Origin of the sequence: Sorangium sp. So ce448, assembly GCF_051520915.1 — a bacterium.
GTDB lineage: Bacteria > Myxococcota_A > Polyangia > Polyangiales > Polyangiaceae > Sorangium > Sorangium cellulosum_B.
In genome coordinates this window covers 8,801,447-8,827,084 of the sequence record NZ_CP150343.1, presented here as the reverse complement: position 1 = coordinate 8,827,084, position 25,638 = coordinate 8,801,447, and the positions used below count along the sequence as shown (strand labels likewise).

At 72.5% G+C, this 25,638-nt stretch carries 21 protein-coding genes; 7 read left to right on the top strand and 14 right to left on the bottom strand.

What is annotated here, in order from left to right; all coding sequences use genetic code 11:
* Positions 1–136: 136 nt before the first annotated feature.
* From WMF45_RS33300 to WMF45_RS33290, 3 genes are all read right to left on the bottom strand, one after another.
* Positions 137–604: a peroxiredoxin gene (locus WMF45_RS33300; protein ID WP_437709175.1), complete on the bottom strand. Its 468-nt coding sequence runs from the start codon at positions 602–604 to the stop codon at positions 137–139.
* 111 nt (positions 605–715) lie between these two features.
* Positions 716–1,924: a serine/threonine protein kinase gene (locus WMF45_RS33295; RefSeq protein WP_437709173.1), complete on the bottom strand. Its 1,209-nt coding sequence runs from the start codon at positions 1,922–1,924 to the stop codon at positions 716–718.
* A 101-nt stretch (positions 1,925–2,025) separates the two neighbouring features.
* The gene (locus tag WMF45_RS33290) at positions 2,026–3,456 is read right to left on the bottom strand and encodes a hypothetical protein (protein ID WP_437709172.1); all 1,431 of its coding nucleotides are present in this window, start codon (positions 3,454–3,456) and stop codon (positions 2,026–2,028) included.
* Positions 3,457–3,599: 143 nt separating this feature from the next.
* Here WMF45_RS33290 and WMF45_RS33285 point away from each other — a divergent pair, with 143 nt between their 5' ends.
* Positions 3,600–4,334 (top strand): hypothetical protein, encoded by a 735-nt coding sequence (locus WMF45_RS33285; RefSeq protein WP_437709170.1) that lies wholly within the window; start codon positions 3,600–3,602, stop codon positions 4,332–4,334.
* Positions 4,335–4,397: 63 nt separating this feature from the next.
* Here WMF45_RS33285 and WMF45_RS33280 read toward each other — a convergent pair whose 3' ends face one another.
* From WMF45_RS33280 to recA, 4 genes are all read right to left on the bottom strand, one after another.
* Entirely contained in the window at positions 4,398–5,369 is a 972-nt protein-coding gene (locus WMF45_RS33280; RefSeq protein ID WP_437709168.1) for an HDIG domain-containing metalloprotein, read from the bottom strand.
* 187 nt (positions 5,370–5,556) lie between these two features.
* Positions 5,557–6,297, bottom strand: coding sequence for a hypothetical protein (locus WMF45_RS33275; protein ID WP_437543046.1), 741 nt, complete (start codon positions 6,295–6,297; stop codon positions 5,557–5,559).
* Between the two features lie 416 nt (positions 6,298–6,713).
* Complete coding sequence (locus WMF45_RS33270) at positions 6,714–7,223, bottom strand: SixA phosphatase family protein (protein WP_437709166.1); 510 nt, start codon at positions 7,221–7,223, stop codon at positions 6,714–6,716.
* Between the two features lie 20 nt (positions 7,224–7,243).
* Positions 7,244–8,422, bottom strand: a complete 1,179-nt coding sequence (gene recA, locus WMF45_RS33265; protein WP_437709164.1) for a recombinase RecA — start codon at positions 8,420–8,422, stop codon at positions 7,244–7,246.
* 293 nt (positions 8,423–8,715) lie between these two features.
* Here recA and WMF45_RS33260 point away from each other — a divergent pair, with 293 nt between their 5' ends.
* The gene (locus tag WMF45_RS33260) at positions 8,716–10,089 is read left to right on the top strand and encodes a protein kinase domain-containing protein (RefSeq protein ID WP_437709162.1); all 1,374 of its coding nucleotides are present in this window, start codon (positions 8,716–8,718) and stop codon (positions 10,087–10,089) included.
* Here the strand turns inward: WMF45_RS33260 and WMF45_RS33255 are convergent.
* The 3 genes from WMF45_RS33255 to WMF45_RS33245 form a co-directional block, all read right to left on the bottom strand.
* Positions 10,037–12,157: an ATP-binding domain-containing protein gene (locus tag WMF45_RS33255; RefSeq protein WP_437709160.1), complete on the bottom strand. Its 2,121-nt coding sequence runs from the start codon at positions 12,155–12,157 to the stop codon at positions 10,037–10,039. The two genes, WMF45_RS33260 and WMF45_RS33255, sit on opposite strands and share 53 nt — an antisense overlap.
* A gap of 97 nt (positions 12,158–12,254) precedes the next feature.
* The gene (locus WMF45_RS33250; RefSeq protein ID WP_437709158.1) at positions 12,255–12,869 is read right to left on the bottom strand and encodes a TetR/AcrR family transcriptional regulator; all 615 of its coding nucleotides are present in this window, start codon (positions 12,867–12,869) and stop codon (positions 12,255–12,257) included.
* A gap of 73 nt (positions 12,870–12,942) precedes the next feature.
* Entirely contained in the window at positions 12,943–13,677 is a 735-nt protein-coding gene (locus WMF45_RS33245; protein ID WP_437709157.1) for a tyrosine-protein phosphatase, read from the bottom strand.
* A 71-nt stretch (positions 13,678–13,748) separates the two neighbouring features.
* On the opposite strand from WMF45_RS33245, the gene WMF45_RS33240 reads away from it, so the two are divergent.
* Positions 13,749–14,288, top strand: a complete 540-nt coding sequence (locus WMF45_RS33240) for a hypothetical protein (RefSeq protein ID WP_437709155.1) — start codon at positions 13,749–13,751, stop codon at positions 14,286–14,288.
* A gap of 124 nt (positions 14,289–14,412) precedes the next feature.
* A complete protein-coding gene (locus WMF45_RS33235) occupies positions 14,413–15,636 on the top strand; it encodes an ArsA family ATPase (RefSeq protein WP_437709153.1) in 1,224 nt (407 codons plus the stop codon).
* A gap of 91 nt (positions 15,637–15,727) precedes the next feature.
* Here WMF45_RS33235 and der read toward each other — a convergent pair whose 3' ends face one another.
* A complete protein-coding gene (gene der, locus WMF45_RS33230; RefSeq protein ID WP_437709151.1) occupies positions 15,728–17,503 on the bottom strand; it encodes a ribosome biogenesis GTPase Der in 1,776 nt (591 codons plus the stop codon).
* The gene (gene era / locus WMF45_RS33225) at positions 17,500–18,432 is read right to left on the bottom strand and encodes a GTPase Era (RefSeq protein ID WP_437709149.1); all 933 of its coding nucleotides are present in this window, start codon (positions 18,430–18,432) and stop codon (positions 17,500–17,502) included. The genes der and era overlap by 4 nt, the downstream gene beginning before the upstream one ends.
* A 684-nt stretch (positions 18,433–19,116) precedes the next feature.
* Here era and WMF45_RS33220 point away from each other — a divergent pair.
* Both WMF45_RS33220 and WMF45_RS33215 read left to right on the top strand, forming a co-directional pair.
* Positions 19,117–21,834, top strand: coding sequence for a glycosyltransferase family 39 protein (locus WMF45_RS33220; RefSeq protein ID WP_437709147.1), 2,718 nt, complete (start codon positions 19,117–19,119; stop codon positions 21,832–21,834).
* Between the two features lie 129 nt (positions 21,835–21,963).
* Complete coding sequence (locus WMF45_RS33215; protein WP_437709145.1) at positions 21,964–22,464, top strand: TIGR02266 family protein; 501 nt, start codon at positions 21,964–21,966, stop codon at positions 22,462–22,464.
* 88 nt (positions 22,465–22,552) lie between these two features.
* Here WMF45_RS33215 and WMF45_RS33210 read toward each other — a convergent pair whose 3' ends face one another.
* The gene (locus WMF45_RS33210) at positions 22,553–23,545 is read right to left on the bottom strand and encodes a zf-HC2 domain-containing protein (RefSeq protein ID WP_437709143.1); all 993 of its coding nucleotides are present in this window, start codon (positions 23,543–23,545) and stop codon (positions 22,553–22,555) included.
* Between the two features lie 19 nt (positions 23,546–23,564).
* Complete coding sequence (locus WMF45_RS33205; protein ID WP_012238576.1) at positions 23,565–24,185, bottom strand: RNA polymerase sigma factor; 621 nt, start codon at positions 24,183–24,185, stop codon at positions 23,565–23,567.
* An 872-nt stretch (positions 24,186–25,057) separates the two neighbouring features.
* On the opposite strand from WMF45_RS33205, the gene WMF45_RS33200 reads away from it, so the two are divergent.
* The gene (locus tag WMF45_RS33200) at positions 25,058–25,624 is read left to right on the top strand and encodes a hypothetical protein (RefSeq protein WP_437709141.1); all 567 of its coding nucleotides are present in this window, start codon (positions 25,058–25,060) and stop codon (positions 25,622–25,624) included.
* Positions 25,625–25,638: the final 14 nt, after the last annotated feature.

Here is a 25,638-nt window from a genome sequence, read left to right as displayed (position 1 = left end):
GCGAGCGAAAGGAGGGCGTGGTGCCACAAGGGCGACAGGGTAGGGGCGACATGCCAGCAAATCCAGCGTGAGCAAGTTTTTGCGCGGGCGGAGCGCCCTCCTCCGTGCGCCCTGCCCTCGCAGGCGGTCGCGGCGTTCAGGCCTGGGCCTTGAGCTCCGCGATGTCCTTGAGGAGGGCCTGCTCGTGCCCGTCGGGCTTCACCTTCAGGTAGGTTTTTCGCAGCACGCCCGACGGATCGATGACGAATGTCGTCCGGTCCCAGTACAGGGTGCCTTTCCACTCGCTCTGCCCGACGCCCGCGGCCTTGAGCAGCTCGTGGCGCGTGTCGGCGAGCAGGTCGATGGTGAACGAGAACTTGTCGCAGAAGCTCTTGTGCGACGTGACGTCGTCCTCGCTGACGCCGACCACGGCGATGTTGGCGTCGTCGAAATCGGCCTTGGAGGCCGTGAACGACTTGCCCTGGATCGTGCATCCCGGCGTGTCGTCCTTTGGATAGACGTAGAGGACGAGCCATTTGCCCGCGAAATCCTCGAGCTTCACGGTCTTGCCGTCCTGGTTCGGCAGGGCGAAGCGCGGAAACGGCTTACCAATCTCGACGCTCATCTTCTCTTTGCCTTTGCTGTGGGCCGGAGGAACGCTCCCCTGGCCGGTGACCGGTCATGGGGGACAGCGCGGCGGCGCGGACGTCACGTCGCTGGCCTCCCTGCACGGGATCTAGCGCGGAATGAGCCCCCGGAACCAGGCCGTCACCGAGGACGAGGACTCGTCCTGGTGGAGCGAGTCCGGGCCTTCCAGCTCGTCGGCGAGCCCCCCGAGCGGCCCCTCGCTGCGCGGGGGCGGCGAGCTCGGGTGCTCGTTCCCGTGCGTCAGGATCGCGGCGCCCTCCAGGGTGGGCAGCAGGCTCAGCCCGCTGCCGCCGGCGGTCGGCTCCTTCGTGAGCGACTTGAACTCGAGGAGCATCATGTCGATGAGCTCGGCGATCTTCTGCGTCCCGTCGACCGCCCGCGCCGGCCCGCCCTTGGCGCGCTCCACGAGCGAGGCGACGTCGTCCTCGCTCACCGGGCGGCCGTAGCGGTAGAGGAAGCGGGTCAGGTCGCGGCCGAGCTCGCGCGCCGACAGGTAGCGCGCCGCCGGGTCGCGGGCGAGCGCCCGGCGGATGATCTGCTCCAGCTCGCGCGGCACATCGCTGTTGATCTGCTGGAGCGAGGGGATCACCGCGTCGCGCACCAGCCGCACCGTGATGTAGTCGGAGTCGCCGAGGAACAGCCGGCGCCCTGCGAGCATCTCCCAGAGGATGATCCCGAGCGCGAAGATGTCGACGCGCTGGTCGACGCCCTGCTCGAGCACCGTCTCGGGCGCCAGGTAGCCGAACTTCCCCTTGATGATGCCCGCGTCGCTCTCGGCGAGCTGGCTCGACGCCTTCGCGAGCCCGAAGTCCACGATCTTCACCTCGCCGTAGCGGGTGATGAGCACGTTGGCCGGCGTGATGTCCCGGTGCACGATCTGGAGCGGCTTCCCGTCCCCGGTCGCGAGATCGTGCGCGTAGGCGAGGCCCTGGCACATCTTCGCGGCCATGAAGGCGGCGACCTCGACGGTCATCGGCCGGCCGACCTTCTTCTGGTGATCGAGGAGGGCCCTCAGGTCGGCGCCGTCCACGTACTCCATGACGATGAAGTAGGTGCCGTCGCCGACGCCGATGTCGAACACCGACACGACGTTCGAGTGCGAGAGGTGCGCCGAGAGGCGCGCCTCGTCGAGGAACATCGCGATGAACTGCTCTTTCTTGCTGAGCTGCGGCAGGACGCGCTTGATCGCGACCTGCTTCTTGAACCCTTCGATCCCCGCGCTCTCCGCGACGAAGACCTCCGCCATGCCTCCGGAGGCGAGGCGCTTGATGACCCGGTACCGCTGCTGCTCGGACATGCCCTGTCTGTCGTCCTCCCGCCCCGTGCCGCCTGGCCGTCCAGTCTAGCGGCTCGGGACCCGTCGCGGATCAAATCCACGAGGCGGCACGCGCCCTCGGGTCATCGGAACGTGGCGAGCGCCGCGACCGCCGCGAAGGAGAGCCCGACGAGCGCGGCGAGGGCGAGCGCCGACAGCAGCGGCTCCGCCCGCACGGCGGCGAGCAGCCGGTCGCGATCCTCCCTGGACAGCGGCGCGCCATGGGTCCCGTCCTTGCCCTCGCCGCCCGAGGCGGCGGCGACGTGCGCCTCCAGGCGGCGCCGTGCGGTCCTGGATCGCAGCGCCAGCAGCAGCACCTGCGCCACCGCGGAGGCGGTGAGGACCCCGAGGCCAGCGCGCCGCGCATGCGAGGCGCGGGCCCGCTCGCGCGCCTCGGCCGCCGGCATCCCGTCCGCGAGCAGCTCCACGCGCCGCGGCGAGGCGGACGCCGCCGCGGACGTGATCGGCCAGGCCACCGTGCCCGCGCCCTGCTCGTAGGGGTCGCTCGCGACAACGGCCCAGTCCGCCTCCCCGGACGCGGCGCCGTCCGGGAGCATCACCCTCCCCGAGAAGAAGCCCGCCCCGTCCGCCGCGAGCGGGACGATCGTCCCGAGCGCACGGCCGCGCACACCTCCGATCGAGACGTAGGCGCGTGGCCTCGGCGTCGGGGAGATCAACCGGAGCTCGGGCCGTTCGCCATCGAGACCGCCCGGATCGAGCCAGATGGCTCCTGGGATCACGGGCAGCTTCCCTTCCCAGGTGCCGCTCGCGATCCGTGTCCCTGGCGGTGCGCTCCCCGGGTGGGTCGCGCGGAGCGTGAGCTCGACCGTGTGCGCCAGCGGCTTGAGCGTGAGCTCCGCGGCGCCGCGCGCATCGGTCGTGATCTGCGCCGGATCGCTGCCGCGCCCCGCGATCTCTGCCCCGACGGCGCTCGCCTCGAGGCGAGCCCCTGCCGCGGGCGTTCCGTCCTGCGTCTCGATCGCGACCCGCACCCGCTCCGGAAACGGAGCTGCAAGGGCTCCCCGCGCCGCCGTGACCTGCAGGCGGAGCTCCCCGTGCGCCGCGCCTGGCAGCGCGGTCGCGTGCGCCGCGCCTGGCAGCGCGCCCGTGTCCGCCCCTGAGAGCGGAGGCAGCAGCGGGAGCTGCCGCTCCAGGAGCGTGTCGCCACCCAGCGCGATCCGCGCGGTCACCGGCTCCCGCAGCCCCGCTGGCGCGCGCAGCAGCGCCTCGCCGATGCCGTCCTTGTCGAGCGAGCCGGTCCATCGCTCGAGCGGCGACCCTGCGGACGTGGCGCTCACCTCGATCTGCGGGATCGCCGCCGGATCGTCGGCGCCGTGGAGGCGGCGCACCCCTTCGACGCGGAGCGCCAGCGCCTCGCTTCCGGCGACTGGCGCCCCCCACACCCGCACGCCGGTGGCCACGCGTGGCGCGCCTGGCCCCAGGATCGCGAGGGCTGCGATCCCGATGCCCAGCGCGGGCAGGACGTACGTCGCTGCGTTGGGCATCGAGAGCATCACTGTCCCAGCATACCTCTCCGTCCTTGCCGCGCGGGGCGCGGGCGGGGCGGGGCGCGGCTCCCGTCTGGCTGCCCGCGCGAAGCGCTGGCCTGGGCTGAGCCCCTTTGCGTCCGGGCGTCTCCTCCGATAGGAAGCCGCCAATGGCAGCCGACAGACCGGTGAAGCGCAAGCGCAAGGGTTCGGGGACCACGGGGCAGGGCGGTGAGGTCGTGTTGCGGCAGCGGACCGATCCGCGGAGCGAGCGACGCTTCGAGCCGAAGGCGTCGCTCGAGCTCGGCCTCACGATGCTCGGCATGTCCGTCGCGGCGCTGCTGGCCGGGGCGGGTGTTTACGGCCAGTGGTTCCGGGGTGAGGACGCGGGCGCGCACCCGGCAGCCACGTACCTGCTCCTCGGCGCCTTGCTCCTCGGGGCGGCGGTGGGGCTCTTCGGTCAATGGTCGATGAAGTCGCTTCGCGTCGGTGATGCCGGGGTGGGGCTGGAGAGCGGACCTGGCGAGATCGAGCGCATCGGCTGGCACGATGTCACGGGCCTCTTGCTCACGGAGACCGCGCTCACGGTCCAGGGCAGCGGCACGGCGATCGCCATCCCGCTGCGAGCGCACCTCCCGGCGGCCGCGCGCGTGCTGGCCGAGGCGAGGGTGCGTATCCCCGCGCGAGCGGCGGACATCAAGGAAGGCGCGCTGCCTCCGCCCGACGATGCCGCCGGCGAGGTGCGCCCGCTGGAGCCGCCGCAGGTCGCCGGCCTCCGCTGCAAGGCGACCGACAAGCTGATCGCCTTCGAGGCCGACGCTCGTCTCTGCGGTCGTTGCGGCGAGCACTACCACAAGGAAGGCGTCCCCCAGCGCTGCCTCACCTGCGAAGCGCCCCTGCGCTGAGCGTCCTGGTTCATGGGGGGCCGGGCAGCCGGCACCCCCTCCCGGGCCCCCTGCTCTACGCCCTCAGATCCCGAATCGCGCCGCGTGCTCGCGGAGGAACGCGATGTAGACGTCCGCCTCCTGGTGCGACGCCACCTCGCCCGTCTCGACCGCCTCCTCCAGCGCGCGCTTGATCTCGCCGATCCGCCGCGACGGCGGCAGCCCGAACGCATGCATGATGACGTCGCCGATGCCGCTCGGCAGCGGCGGCACCACCGCGTCCTCCGCCTGGACATGGAGCACCCGCTCGGCGAGCTCGCTGATCTGCTTCAGCCCCTTCCGCTTCTTCTCGGGCCGCTTCGTGGTGATGTCCGCCCGCGACAGGTCGAGCACGTCCTTCAGGCAGCCGCCCATCTCCTTGGCGAACCGGCGCACCGCGCTGTCGGTCCACGACGCGTCGTACTGGCTCGCCCGGAGGTGGTGCAGGATCAGGAAGCGGATGCTGTTCTTCAGCGCATCCTCCTTCGTGAAGAGCGGCAGCCGCCGGTCGATCTTGTCGAACATGCGCGCGCCGACCTCGGCGTGACCGAAGAAGTGGACCTCGCCCGTCGGCGAGATGGATCGCGTCCTCGTCTTGCCGATGTCGTGGAGCAGGGCCGCCCAGCGGACCTCGAGCCTCGGGACGGCCTGACGCACCACCTGCTTCGTGTGCTTCCAGACGTCCTTGTGGCGCCACTCCCCGTCGCCGAAGCCCACCATCGCCTCGACCTCGGGCAGCATCGCGGCGAGGGCGCCCGACTCGAGCAGGGCGTCGAGCCCGGCCTCGGCGTCGTCGCTCATCATGACCCGGTCGAGCAGCTTGCGGACATCGGGCAGGTAGGCGGCGGCCGCGGCCTTGAAGTCGGCGGGCCGCCCGGAGATCACCCTGGACGAGGCGCGTGGCTCGGTGCCCGCTTCGGGCTGCTCGGCCTCGGCCTTCTCTGCTCGCTGGACGGCCCACTCGAGGGCCTCCATCGCCCGCTTGGGGCTCGCTTCCTGGGTGAGAATCTCCTGCACGCTGGCCTTCCACACTTTCGAGGTTACGGGGTCGCCCACGGGGCGCCGGCTGGCGCGGCCCGAACGGGGGTTCGCCGGTTTAGAGCCAGCCGCACCTTCGCGCAATGGTTCGTCGCGTTCGTTGCGTTGGTCGCGTTCGTCGCTCGACACGCCGCCGGATGACGTGCGTCCGCAGGCGATGGATGCGTCAGGTGCGGAGGAGCCGCCCCACGTGGTCCTGCTCCCAGGCGAGGGAGCGCTCGTAGTCGCGGAAGAGCCGCTCGCGGGCGAGGAACTGGGGCGGATGGAGCATCCGGCGCCCGTTGCCGTGGCTCGCCGGCATCACGTGGTGGAGCATCTCGTGGTAGATGACGTAACAGATGAAGTAGCGGGGGACCCAGGGCCGGTCGAGCACGGGGTGGATGCGGATCAGCCGCTCGACCGCCGAGTAGCTCCCGAGCTTGATGGTGCGCCGCGGCTTCCGCGCCTTGGTCCGCTTGCCCCAGGTGATCAGCGCGTCGACCCCGCCGCCGAAGTACCCGTGGTTCAGCTTCTGGAACAGGATCAGCAGGTCGTGCGTCCGCCCCTGCGTCGAGAGCGGCGTGCTCACCGGCCGGCTCGCCCGGATGCGGTGGCCGTTCTCGTCGATGTACTGGCCGACCACGAGCGAGGCGGCGCGGTCCTGCGTCACGACGTACCGGACGAGCGCCTCCTGCACGACCGCCGGCGCATCCAGGAACATGTGGTGGACGCGCGCCTGCAGGATGCCCTCCCGGAGCGAGGAGGAGATCATCTGCCGGTAGTTGTCGGTCACCGAGAGGAGGACCGGCCGCTTCTGGGCCAGCTCCAGCCGCCGGATGAGCGCCTGGCGCGCCCCCTCGTGCACGTAGATGTGCGGCTGGCCCGGCGGCAGATCGATGTCGATCGGATGATGACGGGGGTCCGGCACCCGGACGACCGCCCGGGCGACACGCGGCAGCAGGGAAGTACGCGCCGCGCCCTTCCCACCGCTGCGCGACAGACGGCCTGGAGGGGGTTGAGCGAAGGGGAAGGCCATCTGTCCCGCCATCTCAATCCTCCTTATTTGGGCGTATTCTCGGGTGGGATCCTTGTCAAGCGAGCGGCCGAGAACATCGAAATCATTCGGATTTGTGACTATGTAAGCGGGTGGCCGGCCCCACCGGAGGGAGACGGACGGCGTCCCGGCCGCCGCTCGCCGGTGATCTGGATTTCCACTGCAAATTCATGTGTTTGTGGTGAAGGCCACGAGCGCCTGCCCCGGTCGGGCCGCCTTCCGCCTCGGACGCGCGTCTTCTGCTCCTGCTCTCTCTCCCGCCATGACACGGCGTGTGCGTACCGCCTCGCTCATCGCGAGGCGAGCGCCCGGGGATCGAGGATCTGCGTCGTGCGCCAGCGGCCCTGCGCGTGCCGGGAAGGCTCCGGCTCGAGGGCGACGACCAGGGCAGTACAGAAGCCGGCGAGGAGCAGCGCTGTCGCGCCCCGGCCGGGCGTGTCGACGAGCGTACGGACGAGGTGCTCCACGTTCGGCTGGTGCCCGACGAGCAGCGCGTCGGCGCCGCCTCGGGCGAGCGCGGCGACCAGCGAGATCGGGAGCCCGGCGTCGAGCGCGAGCTCGTCCCGGAGCTCGACCTCCGGCGCGCCGCAGATCGGCGCCGCGATCTCGGCGGTCTCTCTCGCGCGCGCGAGGGGGCTCGCGAGCACCAGCGGCAGCGGGGCGCCGCCCCGGAGGCGGTGGAGCTCGAGCGAGACCCGCGCCACGCGCTCGCGGCCCTCGGGGGTGAGCCTCCGGTCCGCGTCGCGCCCGCTGGTCGCCCGCTCCTCCGCCGGGCCGTGCCGCATCACGTAGAGGTGCATGGCGTCGGTGGCGGCCGGCGTCAGTTCGTCTTGCCCGGGGGACGGCGGGCGTCCTGGCCGGACGAGGCTGCCTCGCCGCGACCCTTCGCCTGCGCGGGGGCCTCCGCCGCAGCCGCTCCGCCCTTCGGGCCGGGGCTCGCGGCGCCGTTCGTCGGGGCGGCCCCGCCGACGCGCGAGATCCCGTGCTTCGCGAGGACCATCGACTCGATCTTGTCGAGCACCGCCGGGTGCTGCTCGAGGTAGGTGCGGGCGTTCTCCCGGCCCTGACCGATGCGCTCGCCCTGGAACGAGAACCAGGAGCCGCTCTTCTCGATGATGCTCGCCTCGGTCGCGAGGTCGATGACGTCCCCGCTGTGGCTGATGCCCTGGCCGTACAGGATGTCGAACTCCACCTCGCGGAACGGGGGAGCCATCTTGTTCTTCACGACCTTCACGCGGGTCCGGTTGCCGACGACCGCCGGCTCCTTGCCGCCCGCGGCGGCCTCCTTGATGGCGCCGATGCGGCGGATGTCGAGCCGGACCGAGGCGTAGAACTTGAGGGCGTTGCCGCCGCTCGTCGTCTCGGGGCTGCCGAACATGACGCCGATCTTCATCCGGATCTGGTTGATGAACATCAGCAGGCACTGCGAGCGCGAGGTCGTGCCGGTCAGCTTGCGGAGCGCCTGGCTCATCAGCCGGGCCTGGAGGCCGACGTGGCTGTCGCCCATGTCGCCCTCGATCTCGGCCTTGGGGACGAGCGCGGCGACCGAGTCGACGACGATGATGTCGACGGCGTTCGAGCGGACCAGCATGTCGGCGATCTCGAGCGCCTGCTCGCCGTAGTCGGGCTGGGAGATGAGCAGCTCGTCGGTCTTCACGCCGAGCTTCTTGGCGTAGTTCACGTCGAGGGCGTGCTCGGCGTCGATGAAGGCCGCCGTCCCGCCCGCCCGCTGGACGGCCGCGATGGCGTGGAGGGTGAGGGTCGTCTTGCCGCTCGACTCCGGCCCGTAGACCTCGACGATGCGGCCGCGCGGGTAGCCGCCGATGCCGAGGGCGATGTCCAGGCCGAGCGAGCCGGTCGCCACGGCCGCGACCTCGTCGTGCAGCGTCTGCCCGTCCTTGAGGCGCATGATCGCCCCCTTGCCGTACTCCTTCTCGACGCTGGCGATCGCGAGCTCGAGGGCGGCAGACTTCTGCTTGGTGTTCTTCTCGTCACTCATGCGTACCTCGGGAGGGAGCGATAGGAGGGGGGCGACGGCGGGGGGACCGCGGGGGTGGACCCACGACGCGCGGGGCAACAGTTTCCGGCAGCTTTACTGTCCGGTTGTTCAGGAAGCAAGACCCCCGCATCCGGGATAGGACCGAAAACGTCCGAGCAGCGGGCTGGCCCGGCGGGCGCTCCGGAGGGCGGTGATGTCGCGGTCGGAAGCGGTTCCTTGTTGAGGTCGAGTCTCACAACCAGGGCAACAATCGTGATCGTCGCACACAGGGAGCACTGGCGGGCTCTTCAACTGTGGGCCACATCTTCCGCGTGGGGGGCGGGGGGCGCTTTTTCCCGGGGTTTTCCCTGGGCCGGTACGAGCTCGTCCTGCGGGTGGCCGCAGGCGACGTGGGCGAGGTCTGGGCGGCGCGTCTGAGGCGGGAGCACGGGTTTCAACGGCTCTTCGCCATCAAGGTGCTTCGCCCGGAGCTCTCGCCCGATCCCGATGCCGTCCGGACATTCCTCGACGAAGCCGCGCTGGCCGCGCGCATCAGGCACCCGAACGTGGTGCCCGTCGTGGATCTGGGCGAGACGGATGGCACGTTCTTCTATGTCATGGAGTGGGTGAGCGGGGAGCCGCTCTCGTCGGTGCTGCGCGCCGCGCGCGGGCGCCCGGCGCCGGTGCTCGTCGCGGCGAGGCTCGCCTACCAGATCTGCGCGGCCCTCGACGCCGCGCACGAGCTGCGGGACGAGGGCGGCAACCCCCGGGAGCTCCTGCACTACGACGTCTCGCCGGACAACGTCCTCATCACGTCCGAGGGGCTCGTCCGCATGGTCGATTTCGGCATCGCGAAGCTCGAGGAAGGGGGGATGTCCGAGCGACGGCCGCAGGCGCTGCGCGGGGACGGCGGGCGCGGTTCAACGGTGGGCGCGGCGGGCGGCGAGGGGGGCGCGTTCCTGTTCCGGAGCAGCGCGCCGTACATGGCGCCGGAGCACATCCGGGGGCAGCCGTGCGATCGGCGGTCCGATCTCTTCGGGGTCGGGGTGCTCCTCTACGAGCTCCTGTCGGGCGCTCATCCGTTCCAGGCCGACGACAGCGAGAGCACGATGACCCACATCGCGAGCGAGCGGCCTGCCGCGCCGCTGTCGTCGCGGGCGGTCCCGTCCCGGCGCGGGTTCGCGGAGCGCCTGAGCGCGCCGCCGCCGCCCGAGCCGATCCCCCCCGCGCTCGATCGCCTCGTCTCCGAGGCGCTCGCCAAGTCGCCCACCGCGCGCACGGCGACGGCCGCGAAGCTCATGCGCGCGCTCGAGGAGGCGATCCCGGGCGCCGCGAACCCGGGCAACGACGCGCTCGTCGCCGGCTGGCTCGCGCAGATCCTGGGCGACGCGTCCCACCTCCGCACGCAGCAGCTGCGCGCCGCGCTCGAGTCGCTCGATCCCGGGGACCGCTCGGCCGACGACGAGGTGGAGCCTCCGCCCGCCCCGCGGCGCTGGCTGCAGGCGCTGCTGGTGTTCGGGGCCGCCGTCCTCGGGGTCGCGCTCGCCGGGACCGCGGCGGTGAGGGACAGCCCGCTCCCTCCCGCCGCCGTCTCCGCGCCGGCCGGGCCGCGCCCCCAGGGCGCCGCGGCGAGCGTCAGCTCGCCCCCACGTCGCCGAGGAGCGGCGACCACGCCGCCCCGGAGATGAGCCAGAGCTGGTGCGACGTCCGCGTCACCGCGACGTGGAGCCGACGGCGGGCCTCGTGGTTCATCGGGTACGCCGCCGCGGTCGCGTCGGGCACGACGACGTAGTCGAACTCGAGCCCCTTCGCGCTGTCCACGTCGGTGACGTCGATGCCCGGCTCGAACGAGAACGCTCCCTCCAGCACGAGCCTCGCCTCCGGCAGGTCCGCGATCAGCGCGTGGAGATCCCGCGCGGCGCCTGCGTCCCGCGCGATGACGGCCACCGAGGCGCGGGGCTCCCGTCCGACGAGATCGCGGAGCGCGCCGGCGAGGAACAGGTGCGCCTGCGCCTCGCTCGGGAAGCGGAAGAGCCCGACCGGCGCGCCGTCCCGGGCCGCGCGCGCGGGCGCCTCGGGCGCGAGCTCGCCGAGGAGCCGCCGCGCGAGCTCCGTCACCGGCTGCGGGCACCGGTACGACACCGCGAGGCGGCAGGTCGCCGCGTCGCCCACGCCGAGCGCCGCTCGCGCCGCGTCCCACCCGGCGAAGCTCGAGGAGGTCTGCTGCGCCTCGTCGCCGGCGAGCGTGACGCTGCGCGTCTCGCCAAGGAGCTTCCCCAGGACGAACAGCTCGAACAGCGAGAAGTCCTCGGCCTCGTCGAGCACGAGGTGCGACCACCCCGCCCCGTCCAGGCCGCGGCGAGCGGCGCGAAGGAAGAGCAGGATCGGCAGATCGTCGATGTCGAGCGTCCCCGCGAGCTCGTCCGGCGTCCCTTCGGCGATGGCGCGGCCGTCGAGCGCCCGCTTCATCGAGGCCACGGTGATCGAGGCGAGCTGCCGGTCGAGCGGCTCGGCGATCTGCAGCAGGGTGTGCCGGACGGTCTCCTCGACCGCGCTCCTGGGGAGGTCCCCGCCCGAGGCGGCGACGACGCCCTCGAGGAACCCTCGATCCGTGAAGAGGTCGGCGAGGCGGCGGCGCAGCCGCGGGAGCGTCGTGTTCGCCGGGGCGAGCCTGGCGAACCGCTCGCGCAACGCGCGGTAAAGCGCCGGGTGGCGCTTGAGGCTGGAGACGAGCGCCGGGGGATCGTCGCACAGGGCGATCGGCTTGCCGAAGACCTCGCGCGCGGTCGCCGACGACCAGGCGTCGAGCGTCTTCACCTGGGCTTCCCCCGCGCCGAGCGGCGAGAGCAGGCGGCGCGACAGGCGCGCGAGGCCCTCCTCGGGGACGACGACGTTCATGGCCGGGAGCGGGCACCGCGCCGGATCGAGCGCGGCGATCCGGGCGAGGCGGTGCAGCGCCACGGTCGTCTTTCCGCTCCCGGCGCTGCCGAGCACGAGGAGCGGCTGCTCGGGGGGCGCGCACACGGCGGCGTACTGGTCGGCGTCGAGCAGGGCGGTGACCTCCGCGGCCTTCGCGTGGTCCGCGGCGCCGGCGCCGACGCCGAGGCTCCCGGGTCGGGCGGCCGTGCCCGCGCCGCCCGGCTGCATGGCGAGCGCCGCGCGCTCCGCGAGGGTCCATCGCCCGTCGCGTCGCCGCGTCAGGACGAGGCCGTCGCCCACGATTTGGGTGAGGGCGCCGCGCTCCACGACGACGATGCGGCGCGCCTTCACCACGCCCTCGGCCACGCGCCCCGGGAAGGCCTCCTCGTACTCGTCGCCCTCGCGGTACCGGTAGAAGATCTGCGCCACCGGCGCGACGCGCCAGTCGAGGATGCGCACGTCGGCCGACGGATCCAGGAACGTCGCGTGGCCGAGCAGGTAGTCCTTCGCCCCTTTGCCCTCGTCGACTCGGAGGTGGGCGAGGTACGGGCAGAGCGGGTCGGGCAGCGTCTCCCTGGGCTCCTGCTCGATAAGGCGCTGCCGCACGCTCATCTCGAGGAGCACCGCCGGCAGATCGTCGGCCGAGGCCGCGGCGGCCTCGTCGCGGAGCTCCCGGAGCGCCGCGACGGACCTGAGCTCGCGCGGTGCGCGCCCGAAGGCGCGCGCGGCGCGCTCCTGGGCCCTGGCCAGCGCGGCGCGCACGCGCTCGAGGAGCGTGGCCTCTTCCTCGAGGACGGCGCGCGCCTCGACGGGCAGATCAAGCGTGCTCTCCAGCATGATGGGCCTCCTTGCGCCCCTCGCCTCCGCGAGGGGTCGAGCTCGATGGGTGAATGATGAATGGTTCGTTCACTTTTGAGGCGAGGCGAAGCGAAGCTTACACGAAGAAGCTCCTGAGTCCGGCAAGGTGGTATTTCGAATAACAGTGGACCGCTTCTCGGATGGCGTCCTCGTCCTCGAAGCGGGCGAGGGTGTTCACCATCGTCCTGACGAAGCCCTGGTAGATCTGGTCCAGGTTGAACCGCATCGCCTCGGTCACCGAGAGGCATGGGTCGAGGGCGCGGAAGTGCTCGATCGCCAGCGCGATGAGGCGTTCCACGGTCTCCTCGGAGAACCGCTCGTACCTGGAGCCGCCGGCCCGCCCCAGGAGGATCACGACGCGTAGCCTGTTCTCGATGCAGAAGCGGAGGAGCTCCTCGGAGATCAGGTGGTAGGTGGCCGTCGGCGGGAGCGCCCGGACGTCCTCCACGCCGTCGAGCGCCTTCACGCGGCGGCGCAGCAGGATCGTGAAGGCGCGGGCGAAGCCGTCGTCGACGATCCCGTAGAAGAGCGCGTCCTTGTTCGCGAAGTACCTGTAGATGTTGCCCGTCGAGACGCCGGCCGCCCGGGCGATCTCGGCCATGGTCGCGCTCTCGTACCCCTTCCGCGCGAAGATCGTCAGCGCGGCGGAGGTGATGCTCTCCTGGACGTTGTCTTTGAGGTACTGCGCCATGGCGAATAGTGAACGTGGCGTTCGCTTATAGCGATGGGCGCCGGCCCGTCAAGCGAGCGGGCGGATCACGGCCTCAGGGGTCGACGGTGCCTTCGAGGATCGCGCGCGGGCCGTCGATGAGCATGAAGCTCGCCTCCTCCTCGCCGACCCTGGCGAAGAGGGCCTTGATGCCGTCGCGCACGTCGGGGACGTCCTTTGCGGCGTGGGCGTCGCTGCACGCGGCGTAGTAGTAGCCGGCCTCGATCAGCTGCTCGGCGGCCCGGCGGGGGGTGCGCCCGTACTTGCCGGTGAGCGCCGCGACGTCGAGGAGGAGCACCGCGCCCGCGTCGAGCAGCGGATCGAGCGAGGAGATGTCGTCGAAGACGGGCTCGTAGCGCTCCGGGTGGGCGATGACGGGGCGGAGCTTGCGGCGGCTGAGATCGAAGATCCGCTCCGCGGCCCGGGCGGGGAAGCTCCGGGTCGGGAACTCGACGAGCGCGGCGCGGCCGCCCGGGAAGGGGAGGGCGCTGCCGTCGAGGAGGCGCTGGAAGACGATGTCGTCGAAGAAGTGCTCCGACGACAGATCGAGCGCGGGCAGGTCACGCGCGCCGGCCGCGGCCCGCAGCGCGGCGCAGGTCGCGTCGTAGGCGGCCTGGAGGCCGTGCCGGGTGTTGTCGAACATCCCGGGGCGCATGTGCGGCGTCGCCACGACGGTGTCGAACCCGGCGCCGCGGAGCGCGGTGAGGAGGGCGAGGCTCTCCTCGACGGTGCGGGCGCCGTCGTCGACGCCGGCGACCCAGTGGGAGTGCAGATCGATGAAGCCGCGCATCGTCGATCAGAACTTAGCAAAGTTGGCCGCCCTCGTGCGCTGCGACCATCCTTCGCGTCGAGGAGGTGTTCGTGTCGCTCTCGTTATCGAACCAGCAGCTTGTGCCTCAGCTCGCGTCGGACGGCTGCGCTGGCGGCCAGCGCGGCGGCAGGCCGGGAGGCCGCGCCGAGCGCCCGGTCGATCCCGGCGCGCCCTCGGTCGAGCAGGGCATACCGGCCCTGGATGAGGGGATCCCCGCCTCCGAGCGGCGGCGCCGCCGCAGCGACGATCCGGTCACCGCGCTGCACTACCAGCTCTCGACGACCCGCGCCGAGGCGAACCTGGACGTCGTGGTCCTCGTGGACGACAGCGGCTGCCTCGTCGCCGGGGCGGGCGCGTGGCCGGCGTGTGAGGAGCTCGCCGCCTACGCCCCGCTCCTCGCCAACCCGGACGCGGTGCAGAGCGCGGCGGTCGGCTCGCGCATCGCCACGCTCACCGCCGACGTCGAGGTCCAGAGCCTCTCGGTGTCGGGCGGCGAGGTGCTGCTCTGCGGCCGTGGCGGCACGGCGGAGCGTGGCGCCTCCATTGCCCGGGCCGCTGCGGGGTGCTTGCGCATCCTCCGCGCCGCCTGAGCGGCCGCGCCGACGCAGGCTGAGCGGTCGCTGCGCCGCAGCTGGCCGCTCGCGACGCCGCAGGCTGGGCGCTCGCGCCCCCCCGGTTCGTGCTACAAGGGGCCGCGGCCTCAGGTCGCGCGCAATGCCCGGCTCGCTCGCACCCCCCCGGAACAGCCCGCCCGCCGACGCCTCCCTTCAGGCAGACCACGCCGGTCTGGCCCCGCTGCTCGCCTCGCGCAGGGTGATCCTCTGCGTCGGCTGCGGCGGCGTCGGCAAGACGACCACGACTGCAGCGCTCGGCCTGGCCGCTGCCCGCCGCGGCAAGCGCGTCCTTTGCCTGACGATCGATCCGGCGCGGCGGCTGTCCCAGAGCCTCGGGCTCGAGGAGATGACGACCGAGGCGCAGACGATCGAGCCCGTCCGCTTCGCCAGGGCGGGGGTCGACGTGCCCGGCTCGATGACGGTCATGATGCTCGACACGAAGTCGACCTTCGACGGCCTCGTCGCGTCGCTCGCCCCCACGCCCGAGCAGCGCGACCGGATCCTCGGCAACGTCCTCTACAAGTACATCTCCACGTCGCTCGCGGGCACGCAGGAGTACATGGCGATGGAGAAGCTCTACGCCGTCAGGAGCGACCCGAGCTACGACCTCGTCCTGCTCGACACCCCGCCCACGGCGAACGCGCTGGATTTCCTCGACGCGCCGGAGCGCCTCGTCGGCGCCATCGACGGCGCGGCGACGCGGTGGTTCGTGCAGGCCTTCCAGAGCTCCGGCAAGCTCTCGCTCAACCTGCTGGCGCGCTCGACCGCCGCGGTGCTGCGGGGCATCGGCAAGCTGACCGGCAGCGGCTTCCTCGAGCAGATCGCGGGGTTCATCAGCGAGATGAACGCGGTCTTCGGCGGCTGGAAGCAGCGGGCCGACGCGGTGGCGTCGGCGCTCCGCGGCCCCGACGTGGCCTACGTGCTCGTCACGACGCCCGATCCGCTCTGCGTGCGCGAGGTGCTGTACTTCGCCGATCGCCTGCGCGAGCAGCAGATGCACCGCGACGCGTTCGTCGTGAACCGCGTCCACCCGGTGTACGGCGCGCTCCCCGGCGTCGGCGAGATCGCCGCCGCGCTCGACGGGAGCAGCCTTGCGCTCGCCTCCGGCGCCGCGGCGCGCCTGCTTCAGGCCGCCAAGGACGAGAGCCGCATGGGCAAGCTCGATCAGCTGAACCTGATCGCCCTCGAGGCGGCGCTCGAAGACGAGCAGAGCGCCGGCAGCGTCCGCGTCGACGTCCCGGCGTTCCCGTACGACATCCACGACGTGGCCGGCCTCGCGAGGATCGCCGACGTGCTGGCGCCGCTGCCCGGGGCGGCGGGGTAGCCCGGGGCAGCTCGTCGGTTCTTCTGGCTGCCCTGGGGTAACTCGGAACGGTCTGTGAGGAGGCAGCTGGGCTGCCCCCGGCTTGTCCCCGCTATCCCCGCCGTCTGCGCTCCTTGTACTTCACGCGGACCGGCACGCCCTCCAGCCCGAACGCCTGCCGGAGCTGGTTCGCCACGTAGCGCCGGTAGCTGAAGTGGAGCTTGTCGGGATCGCTCGCGACGACGACGAACAGCGGCGGCGACGTCTCGGCTTGCGTGACGAAGAACAGGCGGGGCGCGCGCCCGCCGTGCGTCGGCGGCGGGTGCGTGAGCAGGATCTGCTCGAAGAAGCGGTTGAGCTCCCCGGTGGGCACGCGCTTGCGGTAGGCGTCGGCCACCTCGGCGACGGTCTCGATGAGCTTCGCCACGCCGCGCCCGCTGCGCGCGCTCACGTGCGCGATCGGCGCCCACGGCACGAACGAGAGCTTGTCGCGGGCGTCCTGCTCCGCCTTGGCGAGCGCCTTGCGATCGAGGAGATCGATCTTGTTGAGGCCGATCACGACGCCGCACCCGCGATCGACCGCGAGGCCGAGGATCTTCGCGTCCTGCTCGGCCACGCCCTCGGCCGCGTCGCAGAGCAGGAGCACGACCTCCGCCCGCTCCATGGCGCGGATCGCGTGGATCACGCTGACCGCCTCGACGGCGCTGTCCTCCTTCGTCACCTTCGCCTTGCGCCGGATGCCGGCCGTGTCGATCAGCAAGAACCGCTTCCCGTCGCGCTCGGCCAGCGTGTCGATCGGATCGCGCGTCGTGCCGGGCGTCGCGTCGACCAGCATGCGCTCCTCGCCCGCGATGCGGTTGACGAGCGACGACTTCCCCGCGTTGGGCCGCCCGATGATGGCGATGCGGAGCGCCCCCTCGGCCGACTCCTCGGGCGCCGCGGGCTCCTTGGGGAGCGCCGCCTCGATGGCCATCTCCAGATCCGAGATGCCGCGGCCATGGAGGGCGCTGATCGGGATGAGCCGATCCATCCCGAGGCGGTACAGCTCCGTCGCCTCCACCTCGGCCTTCTGCGAGTCCGCCTTGTTGGCGACGTAGATCACGGGCTTGCCCGCGCGGCGCAGCAAGCCGAGCTCGGCGTGCTCGGACGGCGTGACCGGCGTCACGGCGTCGAGGACGCACACGATGACGTCAGCCTCGGCGATGGCGAGGTCGATCTGCCGCTTGATCCCCTGCCGCATGGGATCATCGCTCTCGGGGTCGAACCCGCCCGTGTCGACGAGCGTGAAGCGCCGTCCCCGCGAGGTGACGTCGCCGTAGTGGCGATCGCGGGTCACGCCGGGCTCGTCGTGCACGATCGCGACGCGCTTGCCGATCAGCCGGTTGAACAGCGTGCTCTTGCCGGTGTTGGGCCGCCCGACCAGCGCCACGATCCCGGCCGACGGGGGCGGCGCAGGCGCATCGGCCGCGGCGTCCTCGGCGGCCGCGATGACTTCCTCGGCCAGGTCCGCCGCGAGCTCCTCCCTGTCCTGCTCCGCCTCGTGGCCGATCGGCCCGGCGAGCGCGCGGCCCTTGCTCGAGCCTGATCGGCCGCCCTTCTTCGAGCCGGCGGCGCTCTTGCCGGGCGCCACCGCGTTCTTTCCGCGAGCGGCAGCGCTCTTTCCGGAGGCCGCTGCGCTCTTTCCGGGAGCGGCGGCGCTGTTTCCAGAGGCCGCTGCGCTCTTTCCGGGAGCGGCAGCGCCCTTGCCGGAGGCGGCAGCGCCCTTCCTGGGAGCGACGCCGCCCCTCTTCTTCTCGGGGGCGTCGCCCTTCTTCGCCGTCCGCCCGCCTCCGGCGGCTCCCTGGCTGCGCTTGTTCGATCTGGAAAGGGCTGGCTTTGCCGCGCTCACGAGGTTTCTCCCTTGTTGTAACCGAGCTCGTCCAGCCGCTCTCGCGACTCACGCCACTCCGGCGTCACCCGGACCCAGAGCTTGAGGTTCACCTGCCGGCCGACGAGCTCCTCTATCCGGAGCCGAGCCTCCGTGCCGATGCGCTTCAGCTGCTCCGCGCCGGCGCCGATCAGGATCTTCTTCTGCCCGGGCCGCTCCACGTGGATGGTCGCGTCGATGTGCAGCGCGCCCTCGCCCGTCGGCTCGACGTAGCGCTCGATCTGCACGGCGCTCGCGTGGGGCACCTCCGCCTTCGTCGCGCGCAGGATCTGCTCGCGCACGTACTCGGCGGCGAAGAAGCGCGTCGGCCTGTCGGTGAGCTCATCGGGCGCGAAGCCCCAGTCCCCCTCGGGGCAGAGCTTCGCCACCTCGTCGAGCACGCGCTGGACGCCGTCCTCGCGCAGCGCCGAGATGGGGACGATCGCCGCGAACTCCCGGAGCTTGGCGAACGCGTCGAGGAGCGGCAAGAGCAGCGCCTTGTCCCGCATCCGGTCGACCTTGTTGAGCACGAACACCACCGGCGCCTCGCTCCCCAGGTCCGCGAGCAGCGTCAGATCGCTCGGGTGCGGCGCGAGCGGCGGGCCGTCCTCATCCTCCTTCACGCGCCGCGGCAGGCGCGCGGGATCCGGCGCTTCGGTCACGAACACGATCACGTCGGCGCCCCGCGCCGCCTCGCGCGCCGCCTGGTTCATCACGCGCCCGAGCTCCGTGCGCGGCCGGTGAAGGCCGGGCGTGTCGAGCAGCGCGATCTCCGCCGGGCCGTGGTGCACGACCCCGAGGATCGCGTCGCGCGTCGTCTGAGGCGTCGGCGAGACGATCGCGAGCGGATGGCCGAGCGCCGCGTTCAGCAGCGTCGATTTGCCCACGTTGGGGCGCCCGACCAGCGCCACGCGCCCGGATCGTTTCGGCAGCGATGCGTCGGTCTCCTCCGTCCGCCTCGGCTCGGCCGCCTTCCTGCGCTGCTGCTGCGCGGCGCCTCGGCTGGCAGGCCTCCCGTCCGGGAGCCGTCGCTTCTCCTCGCCGCCTCCCGCGCGGGGCCCGCGCCCTGCCCGGCCGCGGGCCGCGCCGGAGGAGCGCGCCGCGGAGCCCCTCTGCTTGGCCGTCTTCTCCCCCTCGCCCGGCTCGGTAGCGCGGGCCGCGCCGGCTCGCCGCTCCTTCTCCTTGCCCGGCTCGGTAGCGCGGGCCGCGCCGGCCCGCCGCTCCTTCTCCTTGCCCGGCTCGGCAGCGCGCGTCGCGCCGCCCTGCTCGCTCGCGCGTCGCGATCTATCGTCGGCGTGCGCCTCATTTTCGCGCCGGGGAGGGCGACCTCGCGGGATCGCCGCGTCGCTCGCCCGGGGGGCTTCGCTGGATTGCGCTCCCCGGCGGCTGCCTCGGCTGTCTTTCTTGGCAGGACGGGGGCCGCGGGAAGCCGGGGCGGGCTTCGGCGCCTGCGGGCGCGCTTTCGCGCCCTGGGGCGCGCTCTGGGGACGGGCTTTCACCACGCCGCGCGCGATAGCAGACGCCCAGGGGGGCTACAAACGCTTCCCCACGATCCGTGGTCACGCGCGCGCGAAGGCGGTAAGGGGATGCCCTGCATGTCGAGCGTCCACCGAGGGGACCCACAGGGCGGAGCCCCGCCCGCCGCCCCCGACCCGCACGCGAACGGAGCCCCACCCCGCGCCGAGGTGCCCCCTCCCGAGGCGCGCTCGGCTGAGATCGGTGACGCGCCGGCCCTGGACCGCGGCCTCGTGGCCGCCGGGAGCGGGCGCGCCGGCCTCGCGAGGCTCGCGGCCCTCGCGCTCGCGGCCCTCACGCTGCTGCCGCTCATCGGCAAGAGCGGCATCTGGGACCCCTACGAGCTCGACCGTGCCGATCTGGCCCGCCGCATCGCCATCCACGTCTTCGGCGCGCGCGGCGTGGATCTCCCGGATGCTCCGGGGCAGCTGCCGACCCTGACCGACCTCGGCATGGGCGAGCTCGGGTTCACCTCGATGGCGCTCGGCTTCCGCGTGTTCGGTCTGCACGACTGGGCCGGGCGCCTCCCGCTCGCGCTGTGGGGTCTCGCCGGCGCGCTCGTGCTCTACGAGTTCCTCGCCCGCCTCGTCGATCGAAGGGCCGGCCTGTACGGCGTCGCGGTGCTCGTGACGATGCCGCTCTACGTGATGCAGGCGCGCACCCTGCTCGGCGACATCGTCACGATGGCCGCGCTCACGATGGCGTTCTGCGGGCTGACCGGCGCGCTGCTCGAGGGCGGGCGAGGGGCGCAGCGCGGCGCCCTGCCCGCGTCGGCCGCGTGGCTCGCCGTGGGGCTCCTCGGCGTCGTGGCCGGATACCTCAGCCGCGGCCTGCTGATCGGGGTCGCCGTCCCCGCGCTCGGCGCCGGCCTGACCTGGCTCCTGCTCCGGACGTCCGGCGCCTGGCCCGAGCCGGAAGGCCGGGGGCCCACGCTGGGCGACCTCGTGGGCGCCGCCGCGCTGGTGCTCGGCGTCGCGGCGGCGGCGCAGGGCGCCCTCGTGCTCGCGAGCTCCAGCGCCGGCGAGCCGCTCCCCCGCGCCCTCGGCGTGGTGCTCCTCAAGAAGCCGCCTGTCGAGTCCACGTTCGATCTCACGCTGCGCCAGTTCGGCCACGCCCTCTTTCCGTGGAGCGCCTTCCTGCCGTTCGCCGTCGGCCGGCTCTTCCGGGCCCCCGCCGCGGACCGAGCGGGCGAGGTCGTCGCCCCTCTCCTCGATCGCGAGGCCGGCGTCCGGATCGCCTTGATCGTCACGTCTGCGCTCGCCTACGGCGCCTTCGCGGTCCTCGCGCCGCACGCCGGGGCGCTCCCGTTCAGCGGCCCCGCGCTCCTCGCCGCCATCGCCGCGCTCGCCATCCGCGATCTCGAGCGCGGCGCCCCCTCCTCGCGAGCGCTCGCCGTCGGCTGCGCCGTGCTCGCCTTCGTCCTCTACCGCGATCTCGTCACCTCACCGGACAGGGCGCTCAGCGTCTTCTCGGTCGACAAGCCCGTCTTCCCGAAGAGCTTCGAGGTCGAAGCGGCCTCGGCGATGCGCTTCGTCCTGCTCGCGTTCGCCGGCCTCGTCGCGCTCACCTGGTTCGAAGAGCAGCCCCGCGAGCTCGATCGCAGCTTCAGCGCTTGGGCGCGGCGCGTCCTCGACGAGGTGCACGCCGGCGCCGCGGAGCTCGCTCGCATCTGGAACGGCAACCTGCTCTTCCTGCTGATCGTCATCGAGGCGGCGCTCGTCGGCGTCGGCGCGATGCTCTTCGTCGGCAAGCGCATCGGGTGGGGCACCGTGGCGACGATGCCGAACCACCTCGCCGCGTACGGGATGAACGCCTGGTGGGCGCTGCCCATGGTGATGGCGGCGAGCCCCGTGCTGCTCCTCGTGGCGCGCGACGCGTTCCGCCACGCCGTCGCGCGCGCCTCCATCCCGCGCGCCGTCGGCACGCCGCTCGCCGGCCTCGTCGCCGGCTTCGCGCTGAGCTTCTGGTACTATCCGGCGCTCGCGGCCCAGCTCTCGCCGAAGGAGGTCTTCGCGTCCTACGAGTCCCTTCGCAAGCCCGGCGAGCCGCTCGCGACGCTCGGCGTCCGGAGCCGCACGGCGGCCTACTACCAGGGCGGCGAGGTCACCTCGTTCACCGATGTCCCGCAGGCGTTCGACTGGCTCACCGCGGGGAGCTCGGTGGACGGCGTCGCCGCTCCGATCGTCCCCGCCGCTCGCCGCTGGCTCGTCGTGAAGTCCGACGATCTGCCCCGGTTGAACAGCCTCTTTCGCAAGCGCTACCGGCGCAACCTGCCCGTCCTCGACGGCCGCTCCAGCCAGATCCTCCTTGCGTCGAACGAGCTCGGGGGCAGGCCGAACGAGAGCTGGCTCGGCCGTATCGTCCTCGACGAGCCCGCCGCTCCCGAGAACCCGCTCGACGCGATGCTCGAGGATCAGCTGGAGGTGCTCGGCTGGGAGCTCACCGACGACGACGGCCAGAAGGTCTCGAGCGTCGTCCCTCAGAAGAGCTACCATCTGCGGACGTACTTCCGGGTCCACCGGCCGATCACCGGCAACTGGAAGATGTTCGTTCACATCGACGGGTTCCAGCGTCGATACAACGGCGACCATCCCGTGCTCGAGGGGCGCTACCCGCTGAGCCTGTGGCAGCCGGGCGACGTCGTCGTGGACGACCACGAGCTCCAGCTCGAGCCCAACTTCACCCCGGGCGACTACACGCTCTACTTCGGCCTCTTCGCCGGTGAGACGCGCTTTCAGGTGACGCGCGGGCCGGAGCACGAGGACCGCATCCGCGGCGGCGTCATCCGCGTGCGGTGAGCTGCCCTCGTGGGCTTCCCGACGCATGCCGCGCTGCGCGGCTCGTCTTGCGCGGCCCGGCGACGCACGCGTGCTTCTCGTCGTCGAGCGCCCTCGACGCGCGTGCGGAAAGCGGCTAGTCGCAGACTCATGACCGGGGGCCGCGGGGACTCGAACCATCCGCCCGACGCGCCTGGCGGTACGTCGCCGTCCTGCGCGCAAGCCGGCGCCTACGGCGACGCGCATCGCCCCGGCGAGGACGCCGAGCACGAGATCCCCGCCCCGGATTCGCTCGACCGGCGCTCGTCCGAGCGCCTCGACGTCACCTGGCTCGTGGACTGCGAGACCGATGACACGTTCCTCTACGCGTCCATCACCAACATCTCGGAGATGGGCATCTTCGTCCGCACGACGCAGCCTCTCTCGATCGGCACGCGGCTCACGCTCCGCTTCTCGCCGCCGGGGACCGACGGCTCGTACGTGCTCGAGGGGACGGTGCAGTGGATCAACGAGGTGCGCCCCCTCCACGACAACCCGAACCCGGGCATGGGGATCCGCTTCGTCGATCTCACGCCGGACGAGCGCGAGCGCATCGTCGGCACGATCAGGACGATCGCCTACATCCGCGACGCGCCGGTGAGGCCGAATTGACGCTGGCGCCACCGCGGCGCGCGCGGTGAGGTCGAGGCGCGGCGCCGGGGACGGCGGAGGCGCGGGCCGCGCCGACGCCCGGAATCTGTCAGCGGGACATCGCGGTGTCGGCGGGCGCCGCCTGTGAGGGGCTCGCGGCACCTTGCTCCTCGGCGTTGCGCGGCGGCGCCGCCGGCATCGCCGCCTTGGCCGCAGCGCGCCGCGCCGCAGCGGCGGGGGCGGCGGCCGCCGGCGCCGAGTTCTGCGCCTGCGCGCCGGCGGCGCTCGCCTCGAGGCCCGCGAGCTGCTGCTCGGCGCGGTCGCCGTAGCCCTTCGCGGAGCGCAGCGCGAGCAGCAGCTCGCGCGCCTTCGCTGTGTCGCCGGAGGCCTGGTAGCACCGGGCCGCCTCCCACATCGCGGCGTGCGCGGACGGCGTGCCCGGGTACTGCGCGCCGACCTCGTCGAGCTTGCCGACGGCGGCCGCGCAGCCCGACTTACGTTGCAGCGCTTGCGCCTCGTGGAGCGCGGCGCTCGCGCCGTCGTCCGGGGACGCGGACGCACGCGCGCTCTTCTCCTTCGCCGCCTCCGCCCTGGGCGCCTCGTTCGCCTTGGCCTCGGCCGAGCGCCGGCCGTCGCCTTCCTCCATCGCGACGGCCGTGGGGGTAGGCGCGACGCTGCGGGGCGCCTCGTGTTGATCCGACGACGCGGGCTGGCCCCACTCGGTGACCCGCACCGGCGCCACGCCCGTCTTCGGCCGCAGCAGCAGCAGGCTCGATCCGATGACGAGCACGAACAGCGCCGCCATCGCCAGCTGCGGCCGCATCGCGTGGCTGCCGGCCCAGGCCAGCGCGCGGAGCGCCTTGCGCCGGAACGGCGTCTTCTTCTGCGCGACCTCGACGGCGTCGAGGATCCGCGCCTCGAGCTCCTCGCTTGGCTCCTCGAACGGCAAGGCGCCGACGTCGCGGGCCGCGCGCAGCCCCGCGAAGGCCGACGCGCACCGGGCGCAGCCGTCCATGTGCCGCTTCATGGCCGCATACGTCAGCTCGTCGAGCTCGTCGTAGAGCGCGTCCATCACGTGCTGGTCGAACTTCTCGCAGTCCATAGACAGCTCTTCCGGAGCGCTAGCGCAGCGCCCTCGCGTAATCCTCGTACTCCGAGAGGGCCTCCTGGAGCCGCTCCAGGGCGTAGCGCATCCGGCTCTTCACCGTGTTCTCGGGCACGCCCACGATGTGGGCGATGTCCTTGAAGGGCACGTGCCCGATCTCCCGGAGCAGGAAGACCTCCCGCTGCTCGTGCGGGAGACCCTCGACGGCGCGGACGATGCGCTGCCCCATCTCGGTCCCGATCGCGACCCGGTCCACCGCGGCCTGGGGCGCCGGGTCCGCGGTCCGTTCGCCGAGCGTCGGGCCGTCGCCGCCCTCCCCGGAGCCCTGGTCGAGCGACGGGTGGCGCCGGAGCGACATCTTGCGCAGGTGATCGATGCAGACGTTGCGCGCGATGGCGAACGCCCAGGTGGTGAACCTGGCCTCGTGCTTGAAGTCGGAGGCGCTCTGCACGATCTTCACGAACACATCCTGCACCAGATCCTCGGCGATCGCAGGCCCGCGGACCTGTCGCAGGATGAAGTTGTAGATGGACGTTTTGTGCCGCCGGACGAGCCCGGCGAACGCCGCGCGGTCGCCGCCCTGGAAGCGCATCATCAGGGCTTCGTCCGTGACCTCCTCTCGAGAAATCGGGACCATCCTAGCTCCCGGAGCGGCCGAGCCTCTGCGGCGCTCCTTCGGCGGCCCGGACAGCGGGGTGTTCGCGGCGGCGGCCGCGGCGTCGGATCGGACGCGCGGCGCGGCTCGAAGATCTGAGGAGCACTCCTTCCCCTGACACAAGCGCACCTTAGCGGATCCGCCCCCGAGCGAGCGAGCCCCCTTCGCCCGCAGCGCCCGCGGCCGGGGAAGGGCAGGGGGACGGGCGTGCGCGGACCTTTACGCACGCCGCACGCCGCCGGTGGGGAGAGCCGGTCGCGCTCGCGTGACGTTCCCGGGGCAGCGCCCTGCGGAACGGCCGAGGACGCGGTCCGCGCCCGCCGCGGGGGGGCCCTCACACGATTTCGGCTGCGCCGTGCTGTCCTCGCGCGGTGAGCGACGGGAGCCTGCGCCGGAGGAGGAGGCAGGTGTCCAGGTCGTTGCGCTCGGAAGCCCGCCGCCACTAGACTCCCCGGCACCGGGCGTGAGGTCGCCCCCCTCTGCTGACGAGGGTTCAACCACGAGGTTACCTTTCGATGCGACTTATCAGGATGCTGGCAGTGGGGGTGGGAGCCTCGTTCTTGATGTCGATGCCCGCCTTCGCGCAAGCCCCGGGCGGCGCGACCGGCAAGGCCGCTGCTCCCGCCGCCTCTGTGGCGCCGGCGGCCTCCACAGCACCCGCTGTCCCCGCAGCGCCTGCGCCTGTCAACGGAGCGAAAGCGGCTCCTGCGCCTGCTTCCGCGACGGTCGCACCGGCTGCGGGGGCGGCGGCGCCTGCCGCGACGGTCGCCCCCGCTGCCGGCGCGGCGGCCGCCCCGGCGGCGCCTCCTGCCCCGACGAGCGCGCCGGCTGCCGGCGCGGCCGCCGCTCCGGCGATGGATGGTCCGACCTATGCGGTGCGGCTGCGCGATCTGGAGCAACGCATCGACGAGCTCAAGGAGCAGATCCGCCGCAGCCACACGCGGCTCTCGCTCCTCAGCGACACGATCCTCTCCGGCGGCGGCGCCGGCTCGCGCGCCGCGATCCGGTTCAACAACGAGCTGTCGTCCGCGTTCCGCGTCACGCGCGTGCTGATCGTCCTGGATGGCGCCGTCCAGTACAACAAGACCGATCAGTCGGGCGCCCTTGCCGAGCAGAGCGAGATCCCGATCTTCAACGGCTCCGTTCCGCCGGGGGATCACACGCTCCAGGTGCTCGTGAACCTGCAGGGCAACGGCTACGGGGTGTTCTCCTACCTCAGGGGCTACCGCTTCGAGGTGCGCTCCAGCCATTCCTTCACGGCGGTCGAGGGCAAGACCATCAACCTTCAGGCGGTCGCGTTCGAGAAGGGCGGCGTCACGACCCCGCTCGAAGAGCGGCCAGCCATCCGCTTCGTCGAGAAGATCGTGAGCGGCCTCTCGGATGCTCCCGGGCAGCCGTCCGCCGCCGCGGGTGGGAAGTAGGTTCGAGCTCGTTA

Excerpts from the sequence above, each read along its gene's own strand:
- WMF45_RS33215 (WP_437709145.1), top strand. The coding sequence starts at position 21,964 with ATGACCGGGGGCCGCGGGGACTCGAACCATCCGCCCGACGCGCCTGGC.
- WMF45_RS33235 (WP_437709153.1), top strand. The coding sequence starts at position 14,413 with ATGCCCGGCTCGCTCGCACCCCCCCGGAACAGCCCGCCCGCCGACGCC.
- WMF45_RS33295 (WP_437709173.1), bottom strand. The coding sequence starts at position 1,924 with ATGTCCGAGCAGCAGCGGTACCGGGTCATCAAGCGCCTCGCCTCCGGA.
- WMF45_RS33285 (WP_437709170.1), top strand. The coding sequence starts at position 3,600 with ATGGCAGCCGACAGACCGGTGAAGCGCAAGCGCAAGGGTTCGGGGACC.
- WMF45_RS33205 (WP_012238576.1), bottom strand. The coding sequence starts at position 24,185 with ATGGTCCCGATTTCTCGAGAGGAGGTCACGGACGAAGCCCTGATGATG.
- WMF45_RS33300 (WP_437709175.1), bottom strand. The coding sequence starts at position 604 with ATGAGCGTCGAGATTGGTAAGCCGTTTCCGCGCTTCGCCCTGCCGAAC.
- WMF45_RS33250 (WP_437709158.1), bottom strand. The coding sequence starts at position 12,869 with ATGGCGCAGTACCTCAAAGACAACGTCCAGGAGAGCATCACCTCCGCC.
- WMF45_RS33255 (WP_437709160.1), bottom strand. The coding sequence starts at position 12,157 with ATGCTGGAGAGCACGCTTGATCTGCCCGTCGAGGCGCGCGCCGTCCTC.
- WMF45_RS33270 (WP_437709166.1), bottom strand. The coding sequence starts at position 7,223 with ATGCACCTCTACGTGATGCGGCACGGCCCGGCGGAGGAGCGGGCGACC.
- WMF45_RS33245 (WP_437709157.1), bottom strand. The coding sequence starts at position 13,677 with ATGCGCGGCTTCATCGATCTGCACTCCCACTGGGTCGCCGGCGTCGAC.
- recA (WP_437709164.1), bottom strand. The coding sequence starts at position 8,422 with ATGAGTGACGAGAAGAACACCAAGCAGAAGTCTGCCGCCCTCGAGCTC.
- WMF45_RS33290 (WP_437709172.1), bottom strand. The coding sequence starts at position 3,456 with ATGCTCTCGATGCCCAACGCAGCGACGTACGTCCTGCCCGCGCTGGGC.
- WMF45_RS33210 (WP_437709143.1), bottom strand. The coding sequence starts at position 23,545 with ATGGACTGCGAGAAGTTCGACCAGCACGTGATGGACGCGCTCTACGAC.
- WMF45_RS33200 (WP_437709141.1), top strand. The coding sequence starts at position 25,058 with ATGGATGGTCCGACCTATGCGGTGCGGCTGCGCGATCTGGAGCAACGC.
- WMF45_RS33220 (WP_437709147.1), top strand. The coding sequence starts at position 19,117 with ATGTCGAGCGTCCACCGAGGGGACCCACAGGGCGGAGCCCCGCCCGCC.